Raw genomic sequence first — 24,065 nt, 5'->3', positions numbered from 1 at the left:
ATACACCGGTAAAATATTGAGAAAAAGAAGATCAAAATGATCTCTCATCTATCACAGTTGTTGTACTATGGACTATGAGAAAAGCAACAATTATGATCAGGTAGATAAAGTTGATTACCTGAAATATACCTGCGAAGGTTCGTGGACGGCATTGGGGCCGACAAATTATTATATGTCATTTGAGTTGGTGTTTACTGCTCAAATAAACCAGGTAAGGCTGCTGGCTCTTTCCACGGATGGGCAGCCCCCTGGTACTTTTTGTCTACGGGTACGACTACCCGCAGACATTTTCAAATGTAGGTATTTTTACATTGCGAAGATAAAAAATCTTTTCGTAATCATTTGTATATTAATACAATACGATTTAATCAAAATAACAATTTAATTATCATCCTGATCTTTAGCATATCAAAATGAGAATTACGAATAATATAATCCTCCATTCTCTTTAATTAGATTAAACTTTTTACTAATTTGGATCTATAATCGGTCGCCTGGCCATCAACCATATCGTTTTATGGATCGCAGACAATTCCTAACCTTATCTCCTGACCGCGCAGTGCGGAACGTTACCTCATTTGCCCGTACCAGAACCGGCCTTGCGCCTTATACCGGCGCCTGGGGATCTTTACAGCAGATACATTTATTGAAACGTACTCTCTTCGGCGTTTCCCCGGACAATATCAACACTTTCAAGAACCTGTCGATGCAGCAGGCAGTTGATACCTTGCTCACTCCACAGGCAGATCCTACCCCTCCCGTAAATAACTATGGGGTGGATGATACCGGGGTAGCGCCCGGTGCTACCTGGGTAAGAGCCGCCATGGGAGACGAAATGCTGGAAAGAAAAAGAATAGCTTCCTATAAAGCATGGTGGACTGGTCAAATGATTAACCAACCTACCAGTATACACGAAAAAATGGTATTGTTCTGGCATAATCATTTTGTAACGGAAACAAGTATGGTGAATGATAGCCGCTTTGTTTACCAATACAATCTCACGTTACGCAAACATGCATTGGGTAATTTTAAAGCGCTTACCAAAGCCATTACCCTGGATCCGGCCATGCTGGTATATCTCAACGGGTACCTCAATTCAAAAGGCGCCGCCGATGAAAACTATGCCCGGGAATTACATGAGCTTTTCACGGTAGGTAAAGGTCCGGATTCTCATTATACGGAAGATGATGTGAGAGCCACGGCCCGCGTACTCACCGGGTTCCGGGTAGACCGAACCAATATTGTGAGCTTGTTTGATACTACACAGCACGATATCACCAATAAACAGTTTTCCAGCTTTTATTCCAATAAAGTCATCTCCGGGAAAACAGGTCCTGATGGTGCTACAGAAGTGGATGACTTACTCAATATTATTTTTTTACAACCAGAAGTGGCGAAATTTATTTGCCGCAAGCTTTACCGGTTCTTCGTATACTACGATATAGACCAGGCCACGGAAACCAATGTGATTGCGCCATTGGCAGATATTCTACGCAGCAGTCTTTACGATATTAAAGTAACGCTGAATGCGCTGTTTACCAGTGAACACTTCTTTGACCCGGCTAATATGGCCTGCCTTATTAAGAGTCCGGCCGATTTCTGTGTAGGCATTTGCCGGGAATATGGGATTCCTATCCCCACTGACTATACGTCGCAATACAAGACCTGGGCATTTATACACGACAGGGCGGCTGCTATGCTGCAAAACTTTGGGGATCCCCCGCTGGTAGCCGGATGGGAAGCTTACTACCAGGAGCCCGCCTTTCATGAACTCTGGATCAATACTGATACGTTGCCTAAACGCAACCGCCTGAGTGATGGACTGGTGAGCAGTGGTGGCGTAGGCGGATTGCGCATAGACACCCTGGCCTTTGCCGCCAGGCTCCCGCATCCGGAAGATCCGGTAGCCCTGATCAGCGACTCGCTGGACCTCCTGTATCGCGTAGGCGTTTCCGATACAGTGAAAGATTTTTTGAAGAATACGATACTACTCTTTGGTCAAAGCCCGAACAGTAACTATTACTGGACGCAGGCATGGAACGCCTATATCGCCAACCCCGGAGATGCTACCGCAAAAGACAACGTGCAAGGACGCCTCCAGGCGCTGTATAAATACATTATGGACCTGTCGGAATATCAATTATCCTGATAGCTGAAAAACCTTTTTATGAAAAGAAGAGACTTCCTCAAATATACAGCGCCAGCTGCTATCCTACCTACCCTGATCAATGGTTTTTCCATTAAAGCCTTTGCTTCGTCGCCCATGCTCACTGCATTGAGTACCGGGGCAAAAGATAACGATCACGTACTGGTAATGATCCAGATGACCGGTGGCAATGATGGCCTGAACATGGTTATTCCGCTTGATGTTTATGGCAAATACCAGGCAGCGCGTACCAATATTGCCATCCAGGAAGGTAAGGTACTTCGCCTGGACAGTTACCTGAAATCCGGCCTGCACCCGGCAATGACCGGCATTCAACAACTGTACAATGAAGGAAAGGTAAGCATTGTGCAAAGTGTGGGTTATCCTTCTCCCAACTATTCCCATTTCCGTGCTACTGATATCTGGTTAACAGGTTCCGATTCCAATGAGATATTGACTACCGGCTGGGGTGGCCGTTACCTCGATACACAGTATCCTGGTTTCCCGGATGGTTATCCTAACGCAGATAATCCCGATCCGCTGGCCATACAAATTGGTTCTATCGTGTCGCCCGCTTTCCAGGGCGCCGGCGCCAGTATGGGTATTGCCATTACCAGTGCTACCGACTTTTACAACCTGATAGATGGCGTTACAGATCCTGTTCCCAATACCAAGTGGGGTAAGGAATTGCAATATATCCGCCTGATTGCGAAGCAAACCAACAGCTATGAGCAATCTATTATGGCGGCTGCCAAGAAAGTGACCAGCCAGGGCGCTTATCCGGCCAACAATGGCCTAGCGGAACAATTGAAGATCGTAGCCCGGTTAATTGCCGGCGGACTGAAAACCAGGCTGTATATGGTGAGCATTGGCGGCTTCGACACCCATGCCAACCAAACGGAAGGCGGCGATACCAGCAAGGGAGGCCATGCCAACCTGCTGGGTGGTTTGTCGGATGCCATTAAAGCCTTTATGGACGACCTGAAAGGCCTGCATGCATCCCGCCGCGTAGTGGGTATGACCTTCTCTGAGTTTGGACGCCGTATTAAGTCCAACTACAGTATGGGTACCGATCACGGTGCTGCCGCGCCTATGATCATTTTCGGAGATTATGTAAACCAGGGTGTGCTGGGTAACTCCCCTGCTTTACCAGATACGACTACGGTAATCGACAATATCCCCATGCAGTACGACTTCAGGTCTATCTATGCGTCTATTCTTGAGCAGTGGTTCTGCGTGGATCAAACCACCTTGCAGAACATCCTGCAAAAAGATTACCAGCGCCTGCCACTGATCAGCGGGGTGGCCTGTGGGACTATTACCGGCTTACCGGATCTGAATACCGATAAGAAGCTGATCACCAATTCACCCAATCCGTTTAATAATTTTACCACCATTACCTATATCACCGGCAGCGGCAACACCATGATCCAGGTATTTGACACCACTGGCCGGCTGATCAGTGTACCTGTGAATAAAGTACATACACCGGGTACCTATACCTTTACTTTTGATGCCCAGTCCCTGCCCAGCGGTATTTATTATGCCCGGTTTCAAAACGGCCCCGTACAGCAGGTACGGCCTATGCTGAAAGTAAACTGACCTTATAATTAGATTAATAATCGTGCAACGGTGTTGCAAATAAATGGATTTTGCTACCTTTGCCCTCGTGTATAAGCGCTATCTACATAAAATATTAGCGATTCTTCTCCTGGGAGTATTTACTTTAAATACCATCCCGCGGGAGTTTATACACGAATTTGCCGGTCACCACGACACGGTAGATGCCGTACATCAGCATGACGGGCTTACCATTTCGGAGCAACACCGTCACTGTGATTTTCTGCAGATAGGTGTAGAGCCCTATGAGCCGTTTGTTACTTATTATATAGCGCCGGTGTGGCAGGTAAACTGGATTTTCTTCCCGCTTCCGATACCAGAAACCACGCATGCTACTTATTACAATCTCACTCCCCGGGCGCCTCCGGCCGTTGCTATGCTTTAAACATGCTTTAAACACGCTTTAAACATGCTTTAAAACAGCATACGCATTATCATAACGGGCACTCTCGTGCTACGTTAGTTATTCATTATTAGCAATCAGTTCTATATATTTTTCAGATATGCATTATTTGCGTGTATTTATACTCGGACTCATGGGTATAGTGCTGTTGGCGTTGCCAGCTGCCTATGCCGGTGTAAACCCTGAAGAGGGATATTCTAATTCTTTATCCGGTAAGGTAGTGGATAAATTAACCCATACGCCCCTGCCGGGAGCCACTGTTTACCTGCCCGACCTGCGTGTAGGCGCTGCTGCGGATGCCCAGGGTAATTATGTGATCAAAAATCTTCCTAAAGGAAAATATGTAGTGGATGTACATTACATCGGCTATGCCGCTTATACAGAACTGGTGGCTATTTCAGGTGCCACCAACAAAGATTTTACGCTGACAGAAACCTTGATAGAAAAGAATGAGATTGTGATTACCGGCGCCAACCTCGCCACTTCCGTAAAGAAAACGCCTACGCCCATCAGTGTAATCCGCCGGGACTATCTCGATGACAACATCTCTACCAACATTATTGACGCCATTGCAAAAGTGCCGGGAGTAACGCAATTGTCTACCGGTCCGGCTATATCCAAACCTTTTATCCGTGGGCTGGGTTACAACCGGGTGGTAGTAGTAGGTGATGGCGTACGCCAGGAGGGCCAGCAATGGGGCGACGAGCATGGAATTGAAATTGATGATTACAATGTGAGCAGGATAGAAGTGCTGAAGGGGCCTGCATCCTTAGTATATGGCTCGGATGCGTTGGCTGGGGTAGTTAACATCGTTCCCCCGGCGCCGTTACCATTAGGGCAGATAAAAGGCAACGTGGAAGCCAACTACCAGAGCAACAATGGTTTGATGGCCTATCATGCTGACATAGCAGGTAACAACAATGGCATCAGTTGGGGCGCTTATATTACGCAAAAGCAAGCGCATGATTACCAGAATAAATACGACGGGTATGTATTCAATTCCCGCTTCAACAATACCAACTATGGCGCTACGCTGGGCATCAATAAGCAGTGGGGATATTCCCACCTGAGCTTTTCTTCCTTTAATCAGCACCTGGGGTTGGTAGAGGGAGATCGTGACAGTACCGGTAATTTCGTGAAACCTGTAAATATTGACGGAGCAGCGGAAGAAGGGCCTGTTACCAGCAGCGATCACCGTTCGTATAGTATGACGGTTCCCAAGCAGCAGATCAATCACCAGAAAATAGTATGGGACAACAACCTGTATCTTAATAATGGCGGCCGTTTGGGGCTGACATTGGGTTACCAGCTGAACCAGCGCCGAGAATACGGCGATGTGCTGCAACCGAATACGCCGGGCCTTTACCTGTACCTGCAAACCTTCAACTATGGCGCTAAGTATTACCTGCCAGAGATGAATGGGTGGCAAACCACGGTAGGGGTAAATGGTATGCAGCAAACCAACAAGAACAAAGGAGAAGAGTTCCTGATCCCAGCGTACGACCTGTTTGACATTGGTGCGTTTGCCGTTACCAGCAAAACATTCAACAAACTGACGTTAAGTGGCGGTTTACGGTTCGACAACCGCTCCATTAACTCCAAGGCCTTGTTCCTGGGTACAGATGGTAAGCCTGCAACCAGTGGAGACAGCAAATTTGATGCGTTTAATCGTAACTTTTCCAATGTATCCGGTAGTGTGGGGCTGAGTTATGAGGCCAGCGATCACGTGGTGTTGAAACTGAATGCAGCGCGTGGTTTCCGGGCGCCTAATATTGCGGAGTTGTCGGCCAATGGTGTGCATGAAGGCACTATCAAATACGAATATGGCAACCAGCAGTTGAAACCGGAGGTAAGTACGCAGGTGGATGCGGGTATCGATTTCAATACCCAGCATTTGTCTTTGACAGCGAGCGTATTTTATAATCATATCAATAACTTTATTTTCTCCCGTAAACTGTTTAACGCTGCTGGTACCGATTCTATCCCGGTGCATGATAACGATGAGGGTTTTGCAGCGTTCCAGTACCAGCAAACCAATGCCAACCTATATGGTGGTGAAATTATGCTGGACATACATCCGCATCCGATTGACTGGCTGCATTTTGAAAACACGTTTTCCTATGTGCGGGCTACTACAGTTAACAGCAGCGACTCTACGAAATATTTGCCCAATATTCCGCCGGCACGCTGGTTGTCTGAGTTGAAGGGTAAGTTTAAGAAAGTAGGCAAAAGTCCGTTACAGAATGCTTATGTGGGCGTGCAGATGGATTTGAATTTTGCGCAGAACGATGTGTTTACTGCTTATGCAACAGAAACGCCTACTTCTGGTTATACGTTGTTTAATGCAGGGTTGGGATCTGATTTTGTGAATAAGAAAAATAAAACATTATTCTCCCTTCATTTTGCGGTGAACAACATTACGGATGTAGCTTACCAGAGCCATTTGAGCAGGTTGAAATATGCTCCTGTAAATGAAGTTACCGGTAGAGCGGGTGTATTTAATGTAGGTCGCAATTACAGTGTGAAGCTGGCTATCCCGATCAATTTTAAATAAACTGTTTTTTAGAAAGCTCCCCGTTAAAAGAGGGGAGCTTTTTTTATGCTGTCGGCCTGGTGGGTCGATTTCATATAGAATCCCCTGTTATTTTTTATTTTAAAAGAGAAGCTATTGGTTTGTTGCCTATTAAAGCTGACCAGGGTATCCGTTCCCGTTATAACCAGCGCAGGTGTTGGCAGCGCGGTAGTGGCGGAGTCGATAGCCCGTATATAGTTGATGAGTCGTTTTCCTTGTTGTGTAATATAGATGGTTTGCATCCCGTTGCCTGTATTGGCGATCCCGGCGGTGATGCCTGCCTGTTCAAATACTGCGGTATCGCTGTTGGTATTTCCGCTTATCAGTTTAAAAGCCACCGATTTGGGTGTTGTTTTAGCCGTAGTTACCGGTGGTTGACCGGTAGTGGTCTCTTCCTTGGTAGCTGTTTGCTGGCAGGCGAATAAGAAAATAGGTACTAGTAGTAAGGATCTTTGCACAATCAATAATTTGAAAGGATAAAGCTATTGATTTTTTATGGATCTGTGGGTACAGGCCCCTTAATATACTGGCTATTTACATATTGTTTATTTAAATAATATTACAATATAATAAAATACATAAGAAGAAAGGCAAACCAAGTGCGAGTCAGGCCAGGCGGGCTTGATAAATAAAATCGTTTTTGCACTATCTATTTACCACTGATATAAATATTTAGTTGAAATAATTAGAGATTTTGTAGTTTAGAGGCCTCGTTATGTAAGTGTGAAGCAAGCGTCCTGCCCGGAGGAAAAACAGTTTCCCTCAGTTTTCAAAAAATTTGGTTTTTGTTTTAAAATTTTTCTGACCACCATTGGTTCAGATTTTGGTTGAAAAAGAAAGGGGCTGTTTTCACAGCCCCATACTTTTTAACGCCAGGTTGACCTTTATAATTAGCTAATATTTTCGATGATACCGGCAATGCCTTGTCCACCACCTACACAGGCGGTAACAATACCGTATTTTTTATTGAGCCGCTTCAGATCGCCGAGCAGTTGTACCGTAAGCTTAGCGCCGGTACAACCCAGGGGATGTCCCAGCGCAATAGCACCGCCATTGATATTCACGATGTCGGGATTGAGGCCCAGCTCCCGGATAACGGCAATAGACTGGGAAGCGAATGCCTCGTTGAGTTCTACCAGGTCGATATCCTGTAAAGTTTTTCCAGTACGCTGCAACACTTTAGGAATAGCGGCCACGGGGCCAATACCCATAATACGGGGATGCACACCGGCAGACACACACCCTACCAAACGGCCAATAGGCTTTAATCCCAGCTCGTTGACCATACGTTCGCTCATCACTATCACGAAGGCAGCGCCGTCGGACGTTTGTGAAGAGTTACCAGCCGTAACAGAGCCTCCGGCGGCAAACACAGGCTTCAACTTACCCAGTGCTTCCATAGAAGTATCCGCGCGCGGACCTTCATCGGTATCTACTGTATAAGTGCGTTTCTGTTTCTTGCCTTTCTCATCCACATACACTTCTTCTACAGCAATAGGCAAAATTCCCGGCTTGAAATAGCCGTTCTGAATGGCATTTAATGCTTTCTGATGCGATTTAAATGAGAACTCATCCTGGTCCTGGCGGCTTACTTTAAACTCAGAAGCCACTGCTTCAGCGGTGAGTCCCATGCCAATATAATAATCAGGGTTAGTACTGGCCACGGTATAGTTAGGTACTGTTTTCCAACCGGCTACGGGCACCAGGCTCATACTCTCCGTACCGCCTGCAATAATACAATCGGCCATGCCGGACTGTATTTTAGCGGTAGCGATTGCGATTGTTTCCAGGCCGGAAGCACAATAGCGATTCACCGTCATGCCCGGCACATCAACGCCCAGCGCTCTTACAGAAATCATGCGCCCGATCTGTAACCCCTGCTCCGCTTCCGGCACCGCATTACCTACAATCAGGTCGTCGACCCGCTTGGGATCTAACTGTGGTACGGATTTCAGCAACCCGGTAATTACGTCAACTGCCAGATCATCCGGTCTGTAAAAACGAAAACCCCCTCTTTTAGATTTGCCCACCGCGGTGCGGTATCCGGCTACTATGTACGCTTCCTGCATGAATAATAATTTTATAATGAGCTAACGGCTAGATTATCAACATAATGGGTATTTATCCACATTTCCGCCTTTTTACCAAATTTAATTAAATTAAGTACATGAAAATTCAGAAAAGATGCGTTAAATTTGCACTCTCGTTTTTAACAAAAGGATGGGAAAAGCTGACTCCCTAGCTCAGTTGGTTAGAGCTACTGACTCTTAATCAGTAGGTCCTGGGTTCGAGCCCCAGGGGGGTCACAGGATAGAAGCCTGCATCATTGCAGGCTTCTATTTTTTTTACTCAGTTTTTATAGCGGTAAATAGAATAGATAGGGCTAACATTTTCCTCTAACAGTTAATCTAATGCTACCCCAAAAACATATGATAAAAGAGTAGCTTCTGAATGTCTACTAATTTAAGATTACTTATATACGTTGTAGGGTATAGCAATAGTAGGTACAATGGCGCAATTACTTATTACATCATTTACCCCATTAAAATTAATGATATCTGTTAGCGTGTATTCATAGAAAGTCTGTTCATTTTGCCCAGAATCATAGTATGCGACCAAAGGAATGATTATTGATTCTCCAACTTGCACTTTGTGATGGATCACCTTTTCCCAATTTATGCCTGATAAATAGGATTTCTTTGTTAGCTCTGTGATCATTTTCTTTGGCGTAAACCTAGACGTCTGGATACTATCAACTTTTCCCTCTGAAGACAAAAAGATACGTAAGGCAAAAAAAGAAGTTACCTTATTAGCTGCTAAATCTGCCGGATAACGAAATTGCTTTCCTATTGCCTTTTCCAGCTTTGCCTTTTCAATGTCTTGTCCAAAAGATTTGTAACTACACGAAATTGCCATCATTGTGCAGAAAAGCATACATATTAATCTAATGCTCATATATCTATATTTATTTTATCATGGGCAACGAGTACCTGCTTTATGCGTCTGATCAAATTGATCTGCCTTTAATAATATCTCATTTGCAATTTTCGGATCCATTAATTTCCAGGCGTTTGTTTCTTCCAATCCTCCCCATGACAAAGCATCTGCGTCGTCTTTAGATAAAGATGGAAATATCTGCCGGAGAGAGGAGCTCATTTGATCCACATAAGTTGCAGCCATAATTGTGTGTTGAAACGCCTCTCCCCATTTCAATGGATCATTTGTTTGAGTTTTTCTCGCATCAAACAAAGCATGAATCATTTCATGATAGAGCGTTGCAATAATCAATTCTTTTGAGGCATGGGCCAAAAGATTAGTATTAAGTGTTATTTCAATATTATATATACTTCCTGATGTCTTTCCGTAAAGATTGCCGCTTAAAGGTGCTTCACCAACATATACGTCAACCTCACTTTGTGAGATAAAGAAATGATTAAACGTTTTCAAAACGGCATTCTGAAAATCATTTTTCATGGCTAATTTGGTAGCTTCAATCAGACAAGGGCTTACCAGTTCGATCCGCAATGAGTCAAATGATGCACCTTGGCTTATGACTGGCGGTGGTACTTCATCTATATCCCAATGCTCATCCTGATGTGGACCAGCACCACCTCCTGTCCCTCCGCCTCCGCCACCGCCTACCCCCACACCTGACCCTGCTCCTGTATTGGGGGTACTATTTCCCTGATCATCAGTACAAACTGAATATCCATAAACTGTGAATACGCCATCTGCATCAACATACGTGTCCTGTAAATACTGGCATTCTCTCTCTGTCTTGATTTCATTTAGGAATGCACGCTTACTTGAATAAGATACAAATTCCGCTTTGCGCTTCTTGATACCATTTTCATAATATTCACCGTACATAAACCTCATGTTCAGATCATATTCACCAATCACTCCGGTAAAATCCTGTGTATTAAAACCTGCATGAAATTTTGCATACTCCTCGGTGGCAACAATTACGAACATTGTCCCTGCGATTATTCCCTTATCTTTAGTAAAAATGATCTTTCTGATGCCTTTACCGCCTTTTTCAAACGGCTTGTTCAATCGATAAGGCACCTCTATTTTTGATTTTCCGGTTACAGGGCCTATAGAAATCCTTGCTCCGTCCCAATCTAACTCGCCTGTGGTATGCGGACTTTGCATATACCAGGTTTTTATCTCATTAAGCAATTTTTTCTCATTGGGATAATCATTTTCTTGCTTTGAACATGAAACCAATTTTAGCAATAGGCATAACAACAATAAGGGCGTTAACAGCCCGGAGGATAGCTTTCGCATTCAGAAAACTTTAAATGAAAAATACAGATTAAATAGGCTTCAATAACTTATACGCTCCATACAACATTTCTATTGAGTTAACACTGCTTGGTTCCGACAAACATAATGCTTTCCCTGATAATTACAAATAAACGAGATTATTTCTTCAGCTACATAGTGCTTTTTAAAAATTTGAAGCCATCAAAAAGACCATACAAACAATGACATTATATAGTTGACGGACAATAACACCCTTTTTTTCTTAACTTAGCAATTACCCAGCGCTACTGTATAACAAACAACTGTTATTAACAGTAGCACCAGGCAACCATCCGTTAAAGCGACACCTTTAAACAATATGTATCTTGGAACAGTATGAAAAGATATATTTATACAAGCGGGTTGTAAGCGCTAAACTATTTATAGATAAGTTTTACGCCGACAGCATCGATCTCGACGATATTGCTGAGCAAGCGAATTTCTCCAAATTTCATTTTATCAGGCTGTTTAAATCTATCTATGGCCTGACTCCCAAAAACTATCTGATTCATCTCCGGATTGAAAAAGCAAAAGAGTTGTTGAGAGAAGGGCACTCTATTTTAGCCACAGGATTAATGGTGGGCCTGGAAAGCCCCACTTCATTTGCTGGTATGTTTAAGAAGATCACCGGGCAAACTCCTTCTCATTTTCAAAAAAGTGAAACAATCAGAAAAAACAAGATGAACGAACATCCCCTACAGTTTATTCCAAACTGTTTTGCCGAAACGCATGGTTGGAAAAAATAGCAATTTTGAAGAGGTTGAAAGCGTCCGGATTCAGCATTTTTACATAAAAAAATATGATTACAAGGATTACGCACACCACCATTTATGTGCTTAACCAGGACAGTGCATACGATTTCTATGTAACCAAGCTTGGCTTTAAAGTGCACACGGATGTACCTATGGGCAAAGATGCCAGATGGCTGACCGTTACACCTCCAGAACAACCGGAGTTAGAAATTACACTTTTCCCTATAATAGAAGGCTCCATGTTTGACAAAGAAACCGTACAAACAATGACCTCACTTATCAGGAAAGGAACCTTCGGCGCCGCCGTATTCACCTGCAAAGACCTGATGGCAACTTACGAAGAGTTAAAAAGTAAAGGCGTTGTCTTTAAAAAACCGCCTACAAAAGAATTTTATGGCTACGAAGCACTCTTCTTAGACGATTCCGGAAATTGGTTTTCACTGGCACAAATAAATCCCTAATGCATGAAATCAATATTTGACAGGGAAACAAGGCAGGAGATAGTCCGGAGAATTGATTCCCTTACCAAAAACAATACTCCTCAGTGGGGCAAGATGACAGTTACTCAAATGGTAAGGCATTGTGCACGCTGCGAAGAATACTATTATGGCCATATAAAAATCAACCGGTCATTGATGGGGCGCATTTTTGGCAAATTAGCCATTAAAGCAATTTTAAAAGATGAACATTCCAACATCAGAAAAAATTCTACCACTCCTCCGCCGTTTAAAGTAACTGAAAACATCAGTGACTTAGACGATGAAAAATTAAAATGGAAATTGCTGATTGAGCGTTATGATACGTTTAACGGCACCGAATTCACACATTGGTTTTTTGGCAAAATGACGAAAGAACAGCTGGGACAATTTATTTACAAACATTGCGACCATCATTTAAAACAATTTAGTGCGTGAATAGACAGCACGTGCAGAGAACCTCTTCCCAACCGGAAGAGGTTCTCCATTTATATTCCATTGATGCAGATTACAGGCAGAAAGGGACGCCAGGATAACCGTTAGCGTTGCTGTTAACCCCCATAAAGGTATTGGTCAGTATGTCGTAACGTGCATACTGGGTACCGTTAAAGATGTATAATTGCGGTGTTGGATAGTGCCATGTATCAACATAAGTAGCATTGAAAGTACTGAAAGGCACACCCGGGTAACCGTTTGCAATACTGTTTACTCCCATGAAGGTATTTGTCAGGATGTCGTAACGTGCGTACTGTGTACCGCTGAACAGATATAACTGGGGTGTTGCATAATGCCAGGTATCCACATAAGCGGCATCAATCGTGGTGAAAGGCACACCGGGATAACCGTTGGCAATACTGTTAAGACCCTGGTAAGTATTAGTCAGAATATCGTAGCGGGCATATTGATTACCTCTAAAGATATACAATTGCGGTGTGGAGTAATGCCAGGTATCAATGTACGTAGCATCAAATGAGCTGAACGGCACGCCAGGATAGCCATTCGAAATACCATTCAGGCTTTTGTAGGTATTCGTGAGCACATCATAACGCGCATACTGGTTGTCATGAAAGATGTATAGCTGTGGCGTAGCATAATGCCAGGTATCTACATAAGTAGCACTATAACAAGCACCTGCTGCTTTAGCGTTAACACCCGACTTTAACGTGGTGGCTGTTTCCGTAGATAGCGGATCTTTCATATTACTTTTCTGACAAGACTGGTTAACGAATGCCAGGGATCCTGCGAGGATCAATACAAACAACTTTTTCATGCTTGAGGGATGGGTTTTAATGAATAAATAAAAGTTTTATAGGATTATTAAATGCTACAGAGATAGGCCACATAAGGGATGCGGCGTGGTTAACGATATCATGATTTCAGTATAGCGAAACTAGGAAAAAAATTAAGATGAGCATAAAAGAAATTTTACTGGATAAATAAAATTTCAGCAAAAAAATTCGACACAAAATTCCCGATAAAAAACGTTCCACAGCTTCGAAAAAAGTTGGATTCCGAACTCTTTATTATCTTTGCATCATGCAAAACCAGGGCACCTACAACACCGGCAGCATTGCTGTTCCTGCTGCCTTTGAGGAAGTATTCTCGCATTTCTATTTTGCGGAAAACAACACTGATCAGGCGATAACTCACACGCTGTTACCCTCTTTTCAAACCATGATGGCATTTAGCTTCGGGGCGCCTATCGTGCTTACTACCCGGGAGAAAGACGAGCTGGTGATGGATACCTGCCTGGTAGCAGGGCCTATTAAGCAGGCATTTGACTATACACTGCCACCAGGTGCATCACTGCTGGTGGCTAATTTTAAAGACGATGCCTTTTCCCGTTTTTTTGGCAGCGCCGCCTTTGCTCAAAACTTTTCTACCCATCCCGATACCTTGCTGCAGGACGATTGCTTTACTGTGCTATGGAAAGAGCTGTGTCATATACCAGCTATGGAAGACCGGGTAAATCACCTGCTGGCATTTTGCCAACCATATCTGCGTAATCGTCATCCTATCGTGGAGCAAATAGCAGGTTTCAACGATCCCAACTTGAGTACTGTAAAAGAGATTTCTGAAAAGAACCAGTTGTCGGAAAGATCCGTGCAAATGCATCACAAAAAATACTTTGGTTATTCTGCCAAAGAAATAGCGCGGTATCAGCGCTTCCTGAAAGCCATTGAAATGATCGGGGCCAGCACAGGCGGCAACAGAAAAGTAGATTGGTTTGATATCATTGAAGGCTGTGGTTACTATGATCAAAGCCAGCTTATCCACGATTTTAAACACTACCTGCATTTAAGCCCCACACAATACCTGAAGTTTCAACAAAGCATCTGTAGGCAGCGGGACTAACTTTCGTTTTCTTACAATTCCAGGCAGGCGGCTATCACCATCTTTGTGTCATCAAATAACAATTAAACGTTCAAATAATGACACAAGCAACTATCCTGATCACTGGCGCCACCGGCAACGTAGGTACACAACTCGTAAAAAAACTGGTAGCTTCCAATACTCCTTTTAAAGCCCTGGTACGTAATGGAGATAGTAGTAAATTGCTCAAAAGCCTGCCGCAAGCTACCATTGTAACGGGCGATTTATCTGACTCTGCTACTTTAAGCAACGCCCTGCAAGGCATCGATAAAGCATTTTTACTTACCAACTCATCCGAGCAGGCGGAATCGCTGCAAATAAATTTTGTACATGCAGCTCATCAGGCTGGCGTAAAGCATATCGTGAAGCTGTCGCAATTTGCTTCGGAAAAACATTCCCCGGTGCGCTTCCTGCGCTACCATGCAGCGGTAGAAGCGTATATCCAATCACTACGATTTAACTATACCTTTCTTCGTCCCAACCTGTACATGCAGGGATTACTTGGCTTCAAAGATTTAATTCAGCAAACGGGAAAATTCTATGCCGCAGTCGGTCATGCCGCTATCAGCGCAGTGGATGTACGCGATATTGCGGCCGTAGCTGCAGCAGCCCTAACCTCACTGGGACATGAAAATAAGATCTACAACATTACCGGGAGTACAGCTATTACGCACTATGAAATGGCCGATATCCTATCCCAGGTGCTGGGTAAGCAAATCGCCTTTGTAGATGTAGCGCCGGCTCAAATGGAAGAAGCTGTGAGAGCGGCAGGATTCCCTGAATGGCAGGTAGGCGGCCTACTGGAAGACTATGCCCACTATTCAAGAGGGGAAGCAGCAGCTGTTTTTAATACCGTGCAAGAGGTTACCGGTAAAACAGCTATCGGGTTCCGGCAATTTGTGGAGGATTACAAGGCGGTATTAGCCTAATCAACAGGGTGGCACAGGGGTTGCAATAAAGCGCGGTCCTGTGCCACTATTCATTTCCCTTTGCCAGCTGCATGGCTGCCGGCGTTAAATAAGGATAAAACATACTGGAAAATATATCGCTATAATGCGCAATAGCTTTACTGCCTTTTAGCTTTAATGTCAACTCGTTGTTGGACAACCAGAAGTCGCCCACAATAAAAATCTGGGTAACAAATGCTTTCAATACTTCTTCCGGTAAATCGGGCCTGAATACACCACTGGCTTTCAATTTTTCAAAAATAGACAAGAACTCTTTCTCGCGTCTTTGTGTCAACGCCGCATAGTCTTTCTTTACCGCGGGTATACGCAATCCTATCTCCACAAAATGTAAAAAGATAAACCGGTATTTATATCCCAGCTCAAGGGAGGTGATAACGAAACTACGAATCATTGGCAAGTCTACCTCTTCCAGCGCTTCCACACTGGCTACTATCACGTCAAAATCGGCCGACAGGCGGTCGTATAACGTTTTAATAATTTCGTCGGTATGCTTAAAGTGATAGTGCAAATTGCCGGGGCTGATGCCCATTTTAGCGGCAATATGCCTGCTGGTAATGGTGTTAACCCCTTGGCTGTTATATAACTCCAAAGCCGTTTTTAGAATGCGCTCTTTAGTATCCATATCCAAATTTAGATGTTTGGTCCGATTTTAAAAATAATTAGTACATTTGTTCTAAATTTAAAGATATGCCAAACGAATCAAACGAACCGGTACAGGACGAAACGCCTTTACTTAAAAGGTTGAGAGGCAGCATATTCCCTATCGCTCCCGGCGATAGCACACCCGTAAAAATACTGAAGACAAGTGGATTCTACCTGTTTACCGTAATGGTACTTGTTGTTACATTACTGTTGGGGGGAGCCATTATGTTTGTTTTGTGAGATGAAAAAGTTATTTGATCCCTTATTTGTCACGTATGGGGTAACGTGGTGTATTATTCACCTGTGCAGGTATTTGCATCAGCCTATCCCGGTATTGAATGATCATCTGACCGACCTGGTAGCAGTGCCTGCCATGGCGCATTTGTCGCTTCATTTCATCCGCAGATTTATTGTCTGCAATGCCAACTATACTTATCCGTTAGGCTATTTATTGTTCATGGCTGGTTATACGGCGGTGGTGTTTGAGTGGATCATGCCGCATTTTTCCTCACGCTATACCGGCGACTGGTGGGACGTAGCCGCCTATTTCGGGGGTAGCTTCTTTTACTATTACTTTCACGGGAATCCATCTTTTCACCTATTCAAGCAACCAATATAAAACAATGGTTGCTACCAGCAGGCAGCAACCATTGCAACATTATTAAAATGCAGGATCCTGCGGGGTATTGGGATTATCATTCCTTTCCACAAACGGATACGGGAAGTAATTCCTCTTTCTTTCCCCTACGGGTCTTCCGAAGCGACGGCTATCCTCCAGCTCCTGTGCACCCATAAACATTTCAATCCGGCGATGTTGAAAAATCAAGGTGAGTAAATCCTGTTCTGATGCAGCTACAACCGGCGGCAGGGCAGCCCCGACGCCAAAAGGATCGGCAGCAGGCGTTTTGGTCACCACTTTATTCAGCTGCAGTAATCCATTGGGCACATCATGCTGACGGGCATAACATTCTGCTTTTATCAACAATATTTCTCCCGGCAAATAAATAGGCACCGCGGTAACATTGGTCTGGAAAAAACCATTGATATTAAAGTGTGGTTTTACCGTCCTGGTTGCTATATAAAACGGTACACGTTTATCCGACAAATTAGGTTGTAAGCCCACAGGCAACCCCATAGTAGAATCTACCACGTTGTAGATATTATTAGTGGCGGTTACCAGGGTATAAATTGGGTTGGTAACCTGGGGATTAAATCCGAATACTGACCTCACCGTAAGGTCTACTTTATTGGCTGCAGCCAGGGCACCGGCATAGTCGCCAGCGTACAAGGCATACCTAGCCTTCAAGGCATACAACGTATTTACAATATCTACACTGGCAGGCACATTCACCAAGAAGTTACTGCCTATAGGCGTTGCCGTTACCGTAGCAATGGCATTATCCAGCGTAGATGCTGCAAGCGCAAATCCCTGCTGTCCTGTAATGAAGCTCACATTATTGGTGGTAGATCCGGGCGTACTGCTACCTGCAGGTACCTGCTCCCAGAAGCTGGCCTGTACACCAATGGCCAGGGCTTTAAAGATAGAAGCATAGGCAATAATACCGCTGGCATATCCTTTATCGGTAACAATCGCATTGGTACGGCGCATGATACTATCGGCTTCATAACGGATCTTATTACTCACCGACCACAACCCGGTGACAATGGCATTGGTATTCAGAATCTTTACTCCACCGGCGCCTATCTGTGCTTCATCGGTATTACCCGGGTTGGTAACAAAGGTTTCGCCGGTGAGTAAACTGCCGGAAGCCACGCTGGTATATAGTATCCCGATCCTGTCTTTTTCGTACCAGGCCTGCAGCCCTACGGCCGCATTAGCTAAAGCGTTAGGCGTACTGTAAGCCTGTTCTGATGACGGTCCTGACGGGTCCTGGTAATCTTTCTTACAGGCGGTGATAAAACTAATGGCTACCACACCCAGTAAGCATTGTTTGATATATCGTTTCATGATGGATCTTTTAAAGTGGTTTATAATTTAAGGCGAACAGACAGGTTATAACTCCGTGGAATAGGTACCGCACCGAAATCGATGCCACGCAGTACAGAACTTTGTCCTGCTGCATTCAATTCCGGATCGTATCCTTTGTAATGATCCCAGGAGATTAAATTTCTGCCGCCCAGGCTTACTGTCAGGTCGCTGATGCCTTTCAGTTTGCCCACGCTATAACTCAATGACAGTTCACGTAGTTTTACGAACGATCCATCATCTATTCTCCATTCCTGGATATTGTAGTTGCCGGCAATGAAGCCACGTGGCAGCTGGCCCCGGTCTTCCATTTCGGCGATCTTACCATTATCCACCCCCTGCCGGGTTCTCCAGTCGGCGTTAAACACGTTCACACCCTGTACCGCGTCTACCTGTACATGCAATCCCAGTTTCTTATACTGGAAATCGCTGGTAAGGGTACCGGTGTACTTCGGATTTGGATCGCCAATTTTTGTATTCAGCGCGGCTGCTGTAGCGGGAGGTAAGCCGGTGGCCGGATCACGCTCAGCGGTATAAGTTAGCGGCGTAAGTTGCTTACCAGCTTCGGTAACAGGAATGCCAGCCGGATTCTTCAAGATATTTCCATTGGCATCCCGGGCAAAGAAGGTACCATAGAAGAACCCGATAGGTTCGCCATTGGCAATACCTACCGGCGCACCACCCACAGTATTATACAGGATCAGCGACTGGCCAATATTTACTGCCTTATTGCGGTTATGGTTATAGATGGCGGTCAGGCTCCAGGAAAAGTCTTTTATTTTTACCGGCACCAGGTTCAGCACTACCTCCAGCCCGTTGTTTTGCAGGGTGCCTACATTACTCAGGTAAAAGGAATATCCTTTGGTAGGTGCAATAGCGCGGCTGATTAGCAGATCTTCTACTTTCTTACGGTAGTAGTTAACGGATAAGGATATACGATCATTCAAAAATGACAGATCCGTACCGAATTCCAGCTCCTTCTGCCGCTCAGGTTTTACATCCGGGTTAGTGTAGGTAGCGGGCGATTGAAATGCAGAAGCACCAATGAATGCAGTGGCCTGGTAAGTATTGTAGCGGCCGTAAGCAGGAATCCCGGTCAGGTTACCGGATTCGCCATAGGCAGCGCGTAGTTTAAAGAGTGTCCACCATTTGCTGAGCCCCGATTTTTCCCAATAGTCGGTGCCCGACAATACATAGCTACCACTCAGTTTTGAGTAGAGCTGGTTTCGTTCATTAACACCAAAAACGGAAGAGCCATCTAAACGGAGCGCACCGGTAAGAAACAGTTGGTTGCGGTATTTAAAGTTCTGCTGGATAAACTCCCCGGAGATAGATACCTCTGTTCGCTGATCTGCGCCAGGAATAATGGTAGTAGCCCTGTCGGATGTTTGTACAAAAGGAGGCAACCCTCTTCCCTGCTCCAGGGTATAGTGCATACGCTGGTATTGCAGGGAGTATCCCAGCTGGGTTACAGAGGTAAGTTTATCGCTGATATCCCAGTTATAGGTAGCATTTACATCATGGTTAATCATGAAGGAATTGTTATTACCTGCGCTGGCATAACCATTCTGGCTTGGATCGAGGGAGGGGCCTCCTCCATAAAATCCCGGGCTTACGTTATAGGCAAAGGCTGGCATAAACGTAGTACCCTCCTGGTTATAGTTGTCGATACCCATGCGATAGTCGACCGTGAGGTTCTTGATAGGCCGTAGCTTAATACCTGCACCGGCAATGACTCTGCCTACATGCTGTTGTTGTTTGAAGTCTTCGATAACAGAAACAGGATTTACACGTCCCCTTTCTCCTACTTTCAACAGGTTACCAAATGCATCCCGCTGTTGTATATCGTAGTAGTTACCGATAATGGTAACGGAGTTCATGGGTGAATAAAAAGTATTTCCATCAGGCTTTTCATTCGACTTGCTGTAAACATAGTTCAGGCTGGCGTTGAAGCTGATCCAGTTATTGATCTCCTGGTCGAGGTTAACGCGGAAGCTGTACCGGCTGAAATCTGTATTCCTGATAATGCCCTGGTTATAGAGATAGCTGGCGGAGGTATAATATTTTGTTTTGTCTTTACCACCGGCCACAGAAATATTATTATCCGTTCCTACGCCGGTGCGGAAAATAAAGTCCTGGTAGTCGTAGCGCTGTACCGGCGTGGTACTAACGATAGCAGGCGTGAGAATATTTTGAGTGGAATCGTTGGGCGATCCGCCAAACTTAGTAGGCGCCTGGTTTACATCTAATTTCTTCCGGAGCTGGTTAACGGAAAAAGTGGTAGAGAAATTTATCACCGGCACGCCGGCGCTTCCTCTTTTGGTAAATATCTGCACTACGCCGGCATTGGCGCGGGAACCGTAGATGGCAGCGGCAGCGGCGCCGTTCAGCACTTCTATCCTTTCGATATCGGCAGGGTTGATATCCGCCATACGGTTTTGTCCTACGCTTCCTACCACGTTATCTCCTGTAGAACCAATACCATAGTTGGGATCAGAGTTGGTAACGCGGGTAGTGGAGTTGTCGATAATTACCCCATCTACGATGTAGAGCGGTTCGGTAGATCCTGATATGGTACTGATACCACGTAGTTTTACAGAGATGCCTCCGGAAGGGTCACCGGAGTTTTGTGAGATCTGTGCGCCGGCGGTTTTGCCCTGTAAAGCTGCCAGCACATTTCCGGTACCGCCTTTGTTAATTTCATCCGCTTTCACCGTGCTGATGTAGTTACCTAACTGACGACGGGTAGTACCTTCCGAAGTACCGGTTACTACTACCTCATCCAGCTTGGATACAGAAGTAGCCAGCTGGATGTTTTGCGTATAGGTCGTGGTACCTTCTACAACAACTAACACGCTTTCGCGGGGAGCAAACCCTATACCGGAAAAAGCAAGCGTGTAATTACCTGGTTTCAGGTTGGCATTAATGGTATAACGGCCATCAGGGTTTGTTTGTGCGCCCTGTTGGGTATTTTTCACTACTACCGTGATACCTGGTAGTGGGGTATGCTGATCGTCTGTTACCTGGCCGGAAATTTTCACCTGCCCCCATGCGGCGGCGGCAAGGAAATTAATAGCGAGGAACAGCAACAGGAACCGGGCTTTCGCCACTTTCATCAATAGAAACGTGTTCATAGAAAAGTTTTAGCAGATTTATGAATGGTTGATATACACAACAGGATTGCGGGTATAACAGGCAATTGGATGCAATGGGAAGACAATTTCCGTAACAGGTGATCTTTAACCTTAGCCGCGGTTGATTAGATGCTGGCTGGCAATGTTTCTCCTCATCATTATTGTAACACCTCAGCAACGGTGGCAAAATGATAGCCCTTGCTTTTCAATGCAACAATGAGAGCGGGAAGTTTGTTGTAAAATTTATCTGACCGCCTGGGATCAGTCCCTATATGCAGTAATAATAAAAACCCGTTTAATCCTCCAGGGCGGCTACTTTCATACTGCAATACCGACCTATAGATTGCTTCGGAAGAGCAATATTTTTTCCCCATCTCTGGATAAGTATAATCCGCATTAGACCCGGTGCCGGGGGTAAAATTGACTAACTGTAAACCTACTTCGGAGGTCCAGGCGGCGATACTATCGTTATACCATTCGAAGGCCGGCAGGAACCAGGGAGCATTGGTTATCCCTACATTTTTCATAGCAGTGTAATTGGCGGAAAGGTCATCTCTGAACTGTGTTTTCGTCACCAACAAGCTATCCCGTTGTTGCCAATCGCAGTACAACAGGTGTTGATCACCATGTCCGCCGAGGTAGTGCCCATCGGCTTTCAGCTGTTGAATAAGTGTTTGTGTAGATGGATTCCGGTAAAATTTCCCGGTGAAGAAAAAAGCGCCCGGTACTTTCTGCTGACGCAGGGTGTTGCGTATAGCCGTTCCGCCGTCGGCAAATTCATCGCCGGTAAACACGAGTGCCAGCTGCTTCCGGGAGCTATCGCCCCGTATAATGCCGCCGTGGTCATATTGGCGCTTTCCGGCGCCCTCGCTGGCTTTGGCTGCCAGTAGGTATACCAGGGAAGCGGTACCGTCCATGGTAGGTTCGTTGGTGCTATAATCGCCGTCGTCATCGTGGTATACGGCCAGGTTGCTCTGGAAGGCGGCATATTCATCCGGTTTTGATAGTTTGATACCGATCAGGTTCTTGTAGATATTGGTATAAACAGGCCCATCCACAAGACCGCCATCTACCCGGTAATGACCGACCACCGAAAAAGATGAGTGCGGGTCTTCCGGCGTATCGCCGCCGGCGGGTAGTCCTCCTATCATGCTGGTGCCCCAGGGATTACACCCCAGCAACCAGTCGGTATTGGCCTGCTCCAGGGCTGAAAACGCAACATCGCCGGAAAGCTGCCGGTACCAGTAGCATTGAATGGCAAAAGCGGTAGTAAGATTATTGCTGCACCAGATAAATGGAATGCCGCGGTAGAAAGCATTTTGCCTGGCGCGTTTCCACACGCTTTCGATGCCGGTTTTATAGTACCCGATCAGCTGTTGCCGGGTAGTTCCTTTACTGTGAGTAGCCAGGGCATAGTGCCCAAGGTTAATAAACGGATACCATTGGTAGTGATTGGCCGTATCCGCACCCAACCAGGGCGTTACTTTTTCCTGTTGGGCATAATCCCAGGCCGCGCGCTGATAAGCGGTATCGCGGGTCATATGGTATAAGGCTGCTGCCGCCAGTTCCATGTCGTCGGTCCAGTTATCCTCCGCGTAGATGTAAGGAGAAAGCACCGAAGCTGTTTGACAAACGCCTGGTTGCCTCTGCCCCATTTGCCAGGCTGACAACGCCCTTGTTTTCAGCAACTGAGCATAGGCTGGATCGGCATCTTTCAATAGGTCGTATCCCAGCGAAAAGGCGCTGGAAAACTTACCAGCGGTAGAAGCGACGCCGGTTGCTTTGTTCTTGTATTTGCCCAGTCCCTGGGGCCTTCCCGAACAAAAATATACCGGCCGCTCAAAGCCTTTTCCATAGAAATTATCTTCGGCGGGCAGTCGCATGCCGTGGTGATCGCGGTCATCGGCTACCTGGTTAAACATATAATTTTCCTGCGGATGCATTTTCAGGAGCCAGTCGAGTCCCCACCGGGCCTCATCCAGCACATCTTTCACGTGATTTATTCCAGGGAGGCCATTAGCCGCATATCTATCTCCAAATATCTGTGGAAAATCGCGGTAAGCCATCAACAGATGGTAGGTAGCATTCGCAGAAGTAGTTACATACTGGAGGTAATCGCTGGCATCGTGCCAGCCGCCTACCACATCTATATGCGTGCTGTCGGGCATAGGGCCGTACATCGTATAGCCATCGTGGGTATGACAGGAATCTTTCAGGAAAGGATTGAAGCCGCTTCGTTGCTGCCGCATATAGCGCAACAGGAAATCGGCCGTACCGGCATATACATTATCGGCTATACGAAAAACGGGAGAAACGGCAGTACCAGCTTCGAGGTAATAGATACCGGGGCCTTTAAAGGAGCTGAAATCCAGCCGGCATGTTTGTGAAAAAGGGCCATAGGCGCCAAACGGCTTACTGGCTTTCCCGGTAAAAACAATTTTATGAGTGGTAGCTTCCTTGAGTTGAAACTGGGGAGGGGCTTGTTCAGCTTTCGTTCCCCATACAGCTACCTTTATACCACCGGGCAGGTAGCCCAGCTGGTTGATGCGTATCCATGACTGCGCATGGCTATTACTGAATGAAAGTAGCCAGCATAGCAGGTATAAAACAAAAGGGCGGGTATACTTCATATGGATCGCGGTTGAAAAAGGTATTGATAAAAATACCTTTTTCAACTGACAACC

At 45.4% G+C, this 24,065-nt stretch carries 20 protein-coding genes and 1 tRNA gene; 12 read left to right on the top strand and 9 right to left on the bottom strand.

Annotation, left to right across the window (positions count from 1 at the left end; genetic code table 11):
- Positions 1-517 precede the first annotated feature (517 nt).
- The 4 genes from HGH90_RS12650 (at position 518) to HGH90_RS12635 (ending at position 6,723) form a co-directional block, all read left to right on the top strand.
- Positions 518-2,149, top strand: a complete 1,632-nt coding sequence (locus tag HGH90_RS12650; RefSeq protein WP_169191255.1) for a DUF1800 family protein — start codon at positions 518-520, stop codon at positions 2,147-2,149.
- 18 nt (positions 2,150-2,167) lie between these two features.
- Positions 2,168-3,748: a DUF1501 domain-containing protein gene (locus HGH90_RS12645; RefSeq protein WP_169191254.1), complete on the top strand. Its 1,581-nt coding sequence runs from the start codon at positions 2,168-2,170 to the stop codon at positions 3,746-3,748.
- 43 nt (positions 3,749-3,791) lie between these two features.
- Positions 3,792-4,151 (top strand): hypothetical protein, encoded by a 360-nt coding sequence (locus HGH90_RS12640; RefSeq protein WP_168761791.1) that lies wholly within the window; start codon positions 3,792-3,794, stop codon positions 4,149-4,151.
- 118 nt (positions 4,152-4,269) lie between these two features.
- Entirely contained in the window at positions 4,270-6,723 is a 2,454-nt protein-coding gene (locus HGH90_RS12635; protein WP_169191253.1) for a TonB-dependent receptor, read from the top strand.
- Positions 6,724-6,746: 23 nt separating this feature from the next.
- Here HGH90_RS12635 and HGH90_RS12630 read toward each other — a convergent pair whose 3' ends face one another.
- Positions 6,747-7,199, bottom strand: coding sequence for a hypothetical protein (locus tag HGH90_RS12630; RefSeq protein ID WP_168761789.1), 453 nt, complete (start codon positions 7,197-7,199; stop codon positions 6,747-6,749).
- Positions 7,200-7,631: 432 nt separating this feature from the next.
- The gene (locus tag HGH90_RS12625) at positions 7,632-8,810 is read right to left on the bottom strand and encodes an acetyl-CoA C-acyltransferase (protein ID WP_169191252.1); all 1,179 of its coding nucleotides are present in this window, start codon (positions 8,808-8,810) and stop codon (positions 7,632-7,634) included.
- 163 nt (positions 8,811-8,973) lie between these two features.
- Here HGH90_RS12625 and HGH90_RS12620 point away from each other — a divergent pair.
- A tRNA-Lys gene (locus HGH90_RS12620) sits at positions 8,974-9,047 on the top strand.
- A 163-nt stretch (positions 9,048-9,210) separates the two neighbouring features.
- Here HGH90_RS12620 and HGH90_RS12615 read toward each other — a convergent pair.
- Together HGH90_RS12615 and HGH90_RS12610 are read right to left on the bottom strand one after the other, a co-directional pair.
- Complete coding sequence (locus tag HGH90_RS12615; RefSeq protein ID WP_169191251.1) at positions 9,211-9,696, bottom strand: hypothetical protein; 486 nt, start codon at positions 9,694-9,696, stop codon at positions 9,211-9,213.
- Positions 9,697-9,714: 18 nt separating this feature from the next.
- Positions 9,715-11,031 carry a SprT family zinc-dependent metalloprotease gene (locus HGH90_RS12610; RefSeq protein ID WP_168761786.1) on the bottom strand — a complete coding sequence of 439 codons (1,317 nt, stop codon included), beginning with the start codon at positions 11,029-11,031 and terminating at the stop codon, positions 9,715-9,717.
- Between the two features lie 344 nt (positions 11,032-11,375).
- Between HGH90_RS12610 and HGH90_RS12605 the strand changes: the two genes are divergently transcribed.
- The 3 genes from HGH90_RS12605 to HGH90_RS12595 are packed head-to-tail and all read left to right on the top strand — an operon-like array spanning position 11,376 to position 12,715.
- A complete protein-coding gene (locus HGH90_RS12605; protein ID WP_211092832.1) occupies positions 11,376-11,795 on the top strand; it encodes a helix-turn-helix transcriptional regulator in 420 nt (139 codons plus the stop codon).
- Between the two features lie 53 nt (positions 11,796-11,848).
- Entirely contained in the window at positions 11,849-12,262 is a 414-nt protein-coding gene (locus tag HGH90_RS12600; RefSeq protein WP_168761785.1) for a VOC family protein, read from the top strand.
- 3 nt (positions 12,263-12,265) lie between these two features.
- Positions 12,266-12,715, top strand: a complete 450-nt coding sequence (locus HGH90_RS12595; RefSeq protein ID WP_169191250.1) for a DUF1569 domain-containing protein — start codon at positions 12,266-12,268, stop codon at positions 12,713-12,715.
- Positions 12,716-12,785: 70 nt separating this feature from the next.
- Here HGH90_RS12595 and HGH90_RS12590 read toward each other — a convergent pair whose 3' ends face one another.
- Positions 12,786-13,547 carry a hypothetical protein gene (locus HGH90_RS12590; protein WP_169191249.1) on the bottom strand — a complete coding sequence of 254 codons (762 nt, stop codon included), beginning with the start codon at positions 13,545-13,547 and terminating at the stop codon, positions 12,786-12,788.
- 266 nt (positions 13,548-13,813) lie between these two features.
- Between HGH90_RS12590 and HGH90_RS12585 the strand changes: the two genes are divergently transcribed.
- Both HGH90_RS12585 and HGH90_RS12580 read left to right on the top strand, forming a co-directional pair.
- On the top strand, positions 13,814-14,632 hold the full coding sequence (locus tag HGH90_RS12585; protein ID WP_169191248.1) for a helix-turn-helix domain-containing protein: 819 nt from the start codon (positions 13,814-13,816) through the stop codon (positions 14,630-14,632).
- Between the two features lie 77 nt (positions 14,633-14,709).
- Positions 14,710-15,579 carry an SDR family oxidoreductase gene (locus HGH90_RS12580; protein ID WP_169191247.1) on the top strand — a complete coding sequence of 290 codons (870 nt, stop codon included), beginning with the start codon at positions 14,710-14,712 and terminating at the stop codon, positions 15,577-15,579.
- Positions 15,580-15,625: 46 nt separating this feature from the next.
- Here the strand turns inward: HGH90_RS12580 and HGH90_RS12575 are convergent, their stop codons facing one another.
- Complete coding sequence (locus HGH90_RS12575) at positions 15,626-16,240, bottom strand: TetR/AcrR family transcriptional regulator (protein WP_169191246.1); 615 nt, start codon at positions 16,238-16,240, stop codon at positions 15,626-15,628.
- A 65-nt stretch (positions 16,241-16,305) separates the two neighbouring features.
- On the opposite strand from HGH90_RS12575, the gene HGH90_RS12570 reads away from it, so the two are divergent.
- Positions 16,306-16,500, top strand: a complete 195-nt coding sequence (locus HGH90_RS12570) for a hypothetical protein (RefSeq protein WP_168761779.1) — start codon at positions 16,306-16,308, stop codon at positions 16,498-16,500.
- A gap of 1 nt (position 16,501) precedes the next feature.
- A complete protein-coding gene (locus HGH90_RS12565; protein WP_169191245.1) occupies positions 16,502-16,879 on the top strand; it encodes a hypothetical protein in 378 nt (125 codons plus the stop codon).
- A 42-nt stretch (positions 16,880-16,921) separates the two neighbouring features.
- Here HGH90_RS12565 and HGH90_RS12560 read toward each other — a convergent pair whose 3' ends face one another.
- From HGH90_RS12560 to HGH90_RS12550, 3 genes are all read right to left on the bottom strand, one after another.
- Positions 16,922-18,229 carry a RagB/SusD family nutrient uptake outer membrane protein gene (locus tag HGH90_RS12560; RefSeq protein ID WP_168761777.1) on the bottom strand — a complete coding sequence of 436 codons (1,308 nt, stop codon included), beginning with the start codon at positions 18,227-18,229 and terminating at the stop codon, positions 16,922-16,924.
- 20 nt (positions 18,230-18,249) lie between these two features.
- Entirely contained in the window at positions 18,250-21,381 is a 3,132-nt protein-coding gene (locus tag HGH90_RS12555; protein ID WP_169191244.1) for a SusC/RagA family TonB-linked outer membrane protein, read from the bottom strand.
- Between the two features lie 158 nt (positions 21,382-21,539).
- Positions 21,540-24,011 carry a glycoside hydrolase family 9 protein gene (locus HGH90_RS12550; RefSeq protein WP_169191243.1) on the bottom strand — a complete coding sequence of 824 codons (2,472 nt, stop codon included), beginning with the start codon at positions 24,009-24,011 and terminating at the stop codon, positions 21,540-21,542.
- Between the last annotated feature and the right edge of the window lie 54 nt (positions 24,012-24,065).

It is taken from the genome of Chitinophaga sp. Ak27, from assembly GCF_012726295.1.
Classification (GTDB): Bacteria; Bacteroidota; Bacteroidia; order Chitinophagales; family Chitinophagaceae; genus Chitinophaga.
This window is presented reverse-complemented; position numbering and strand designations above follow the sequence as displayed.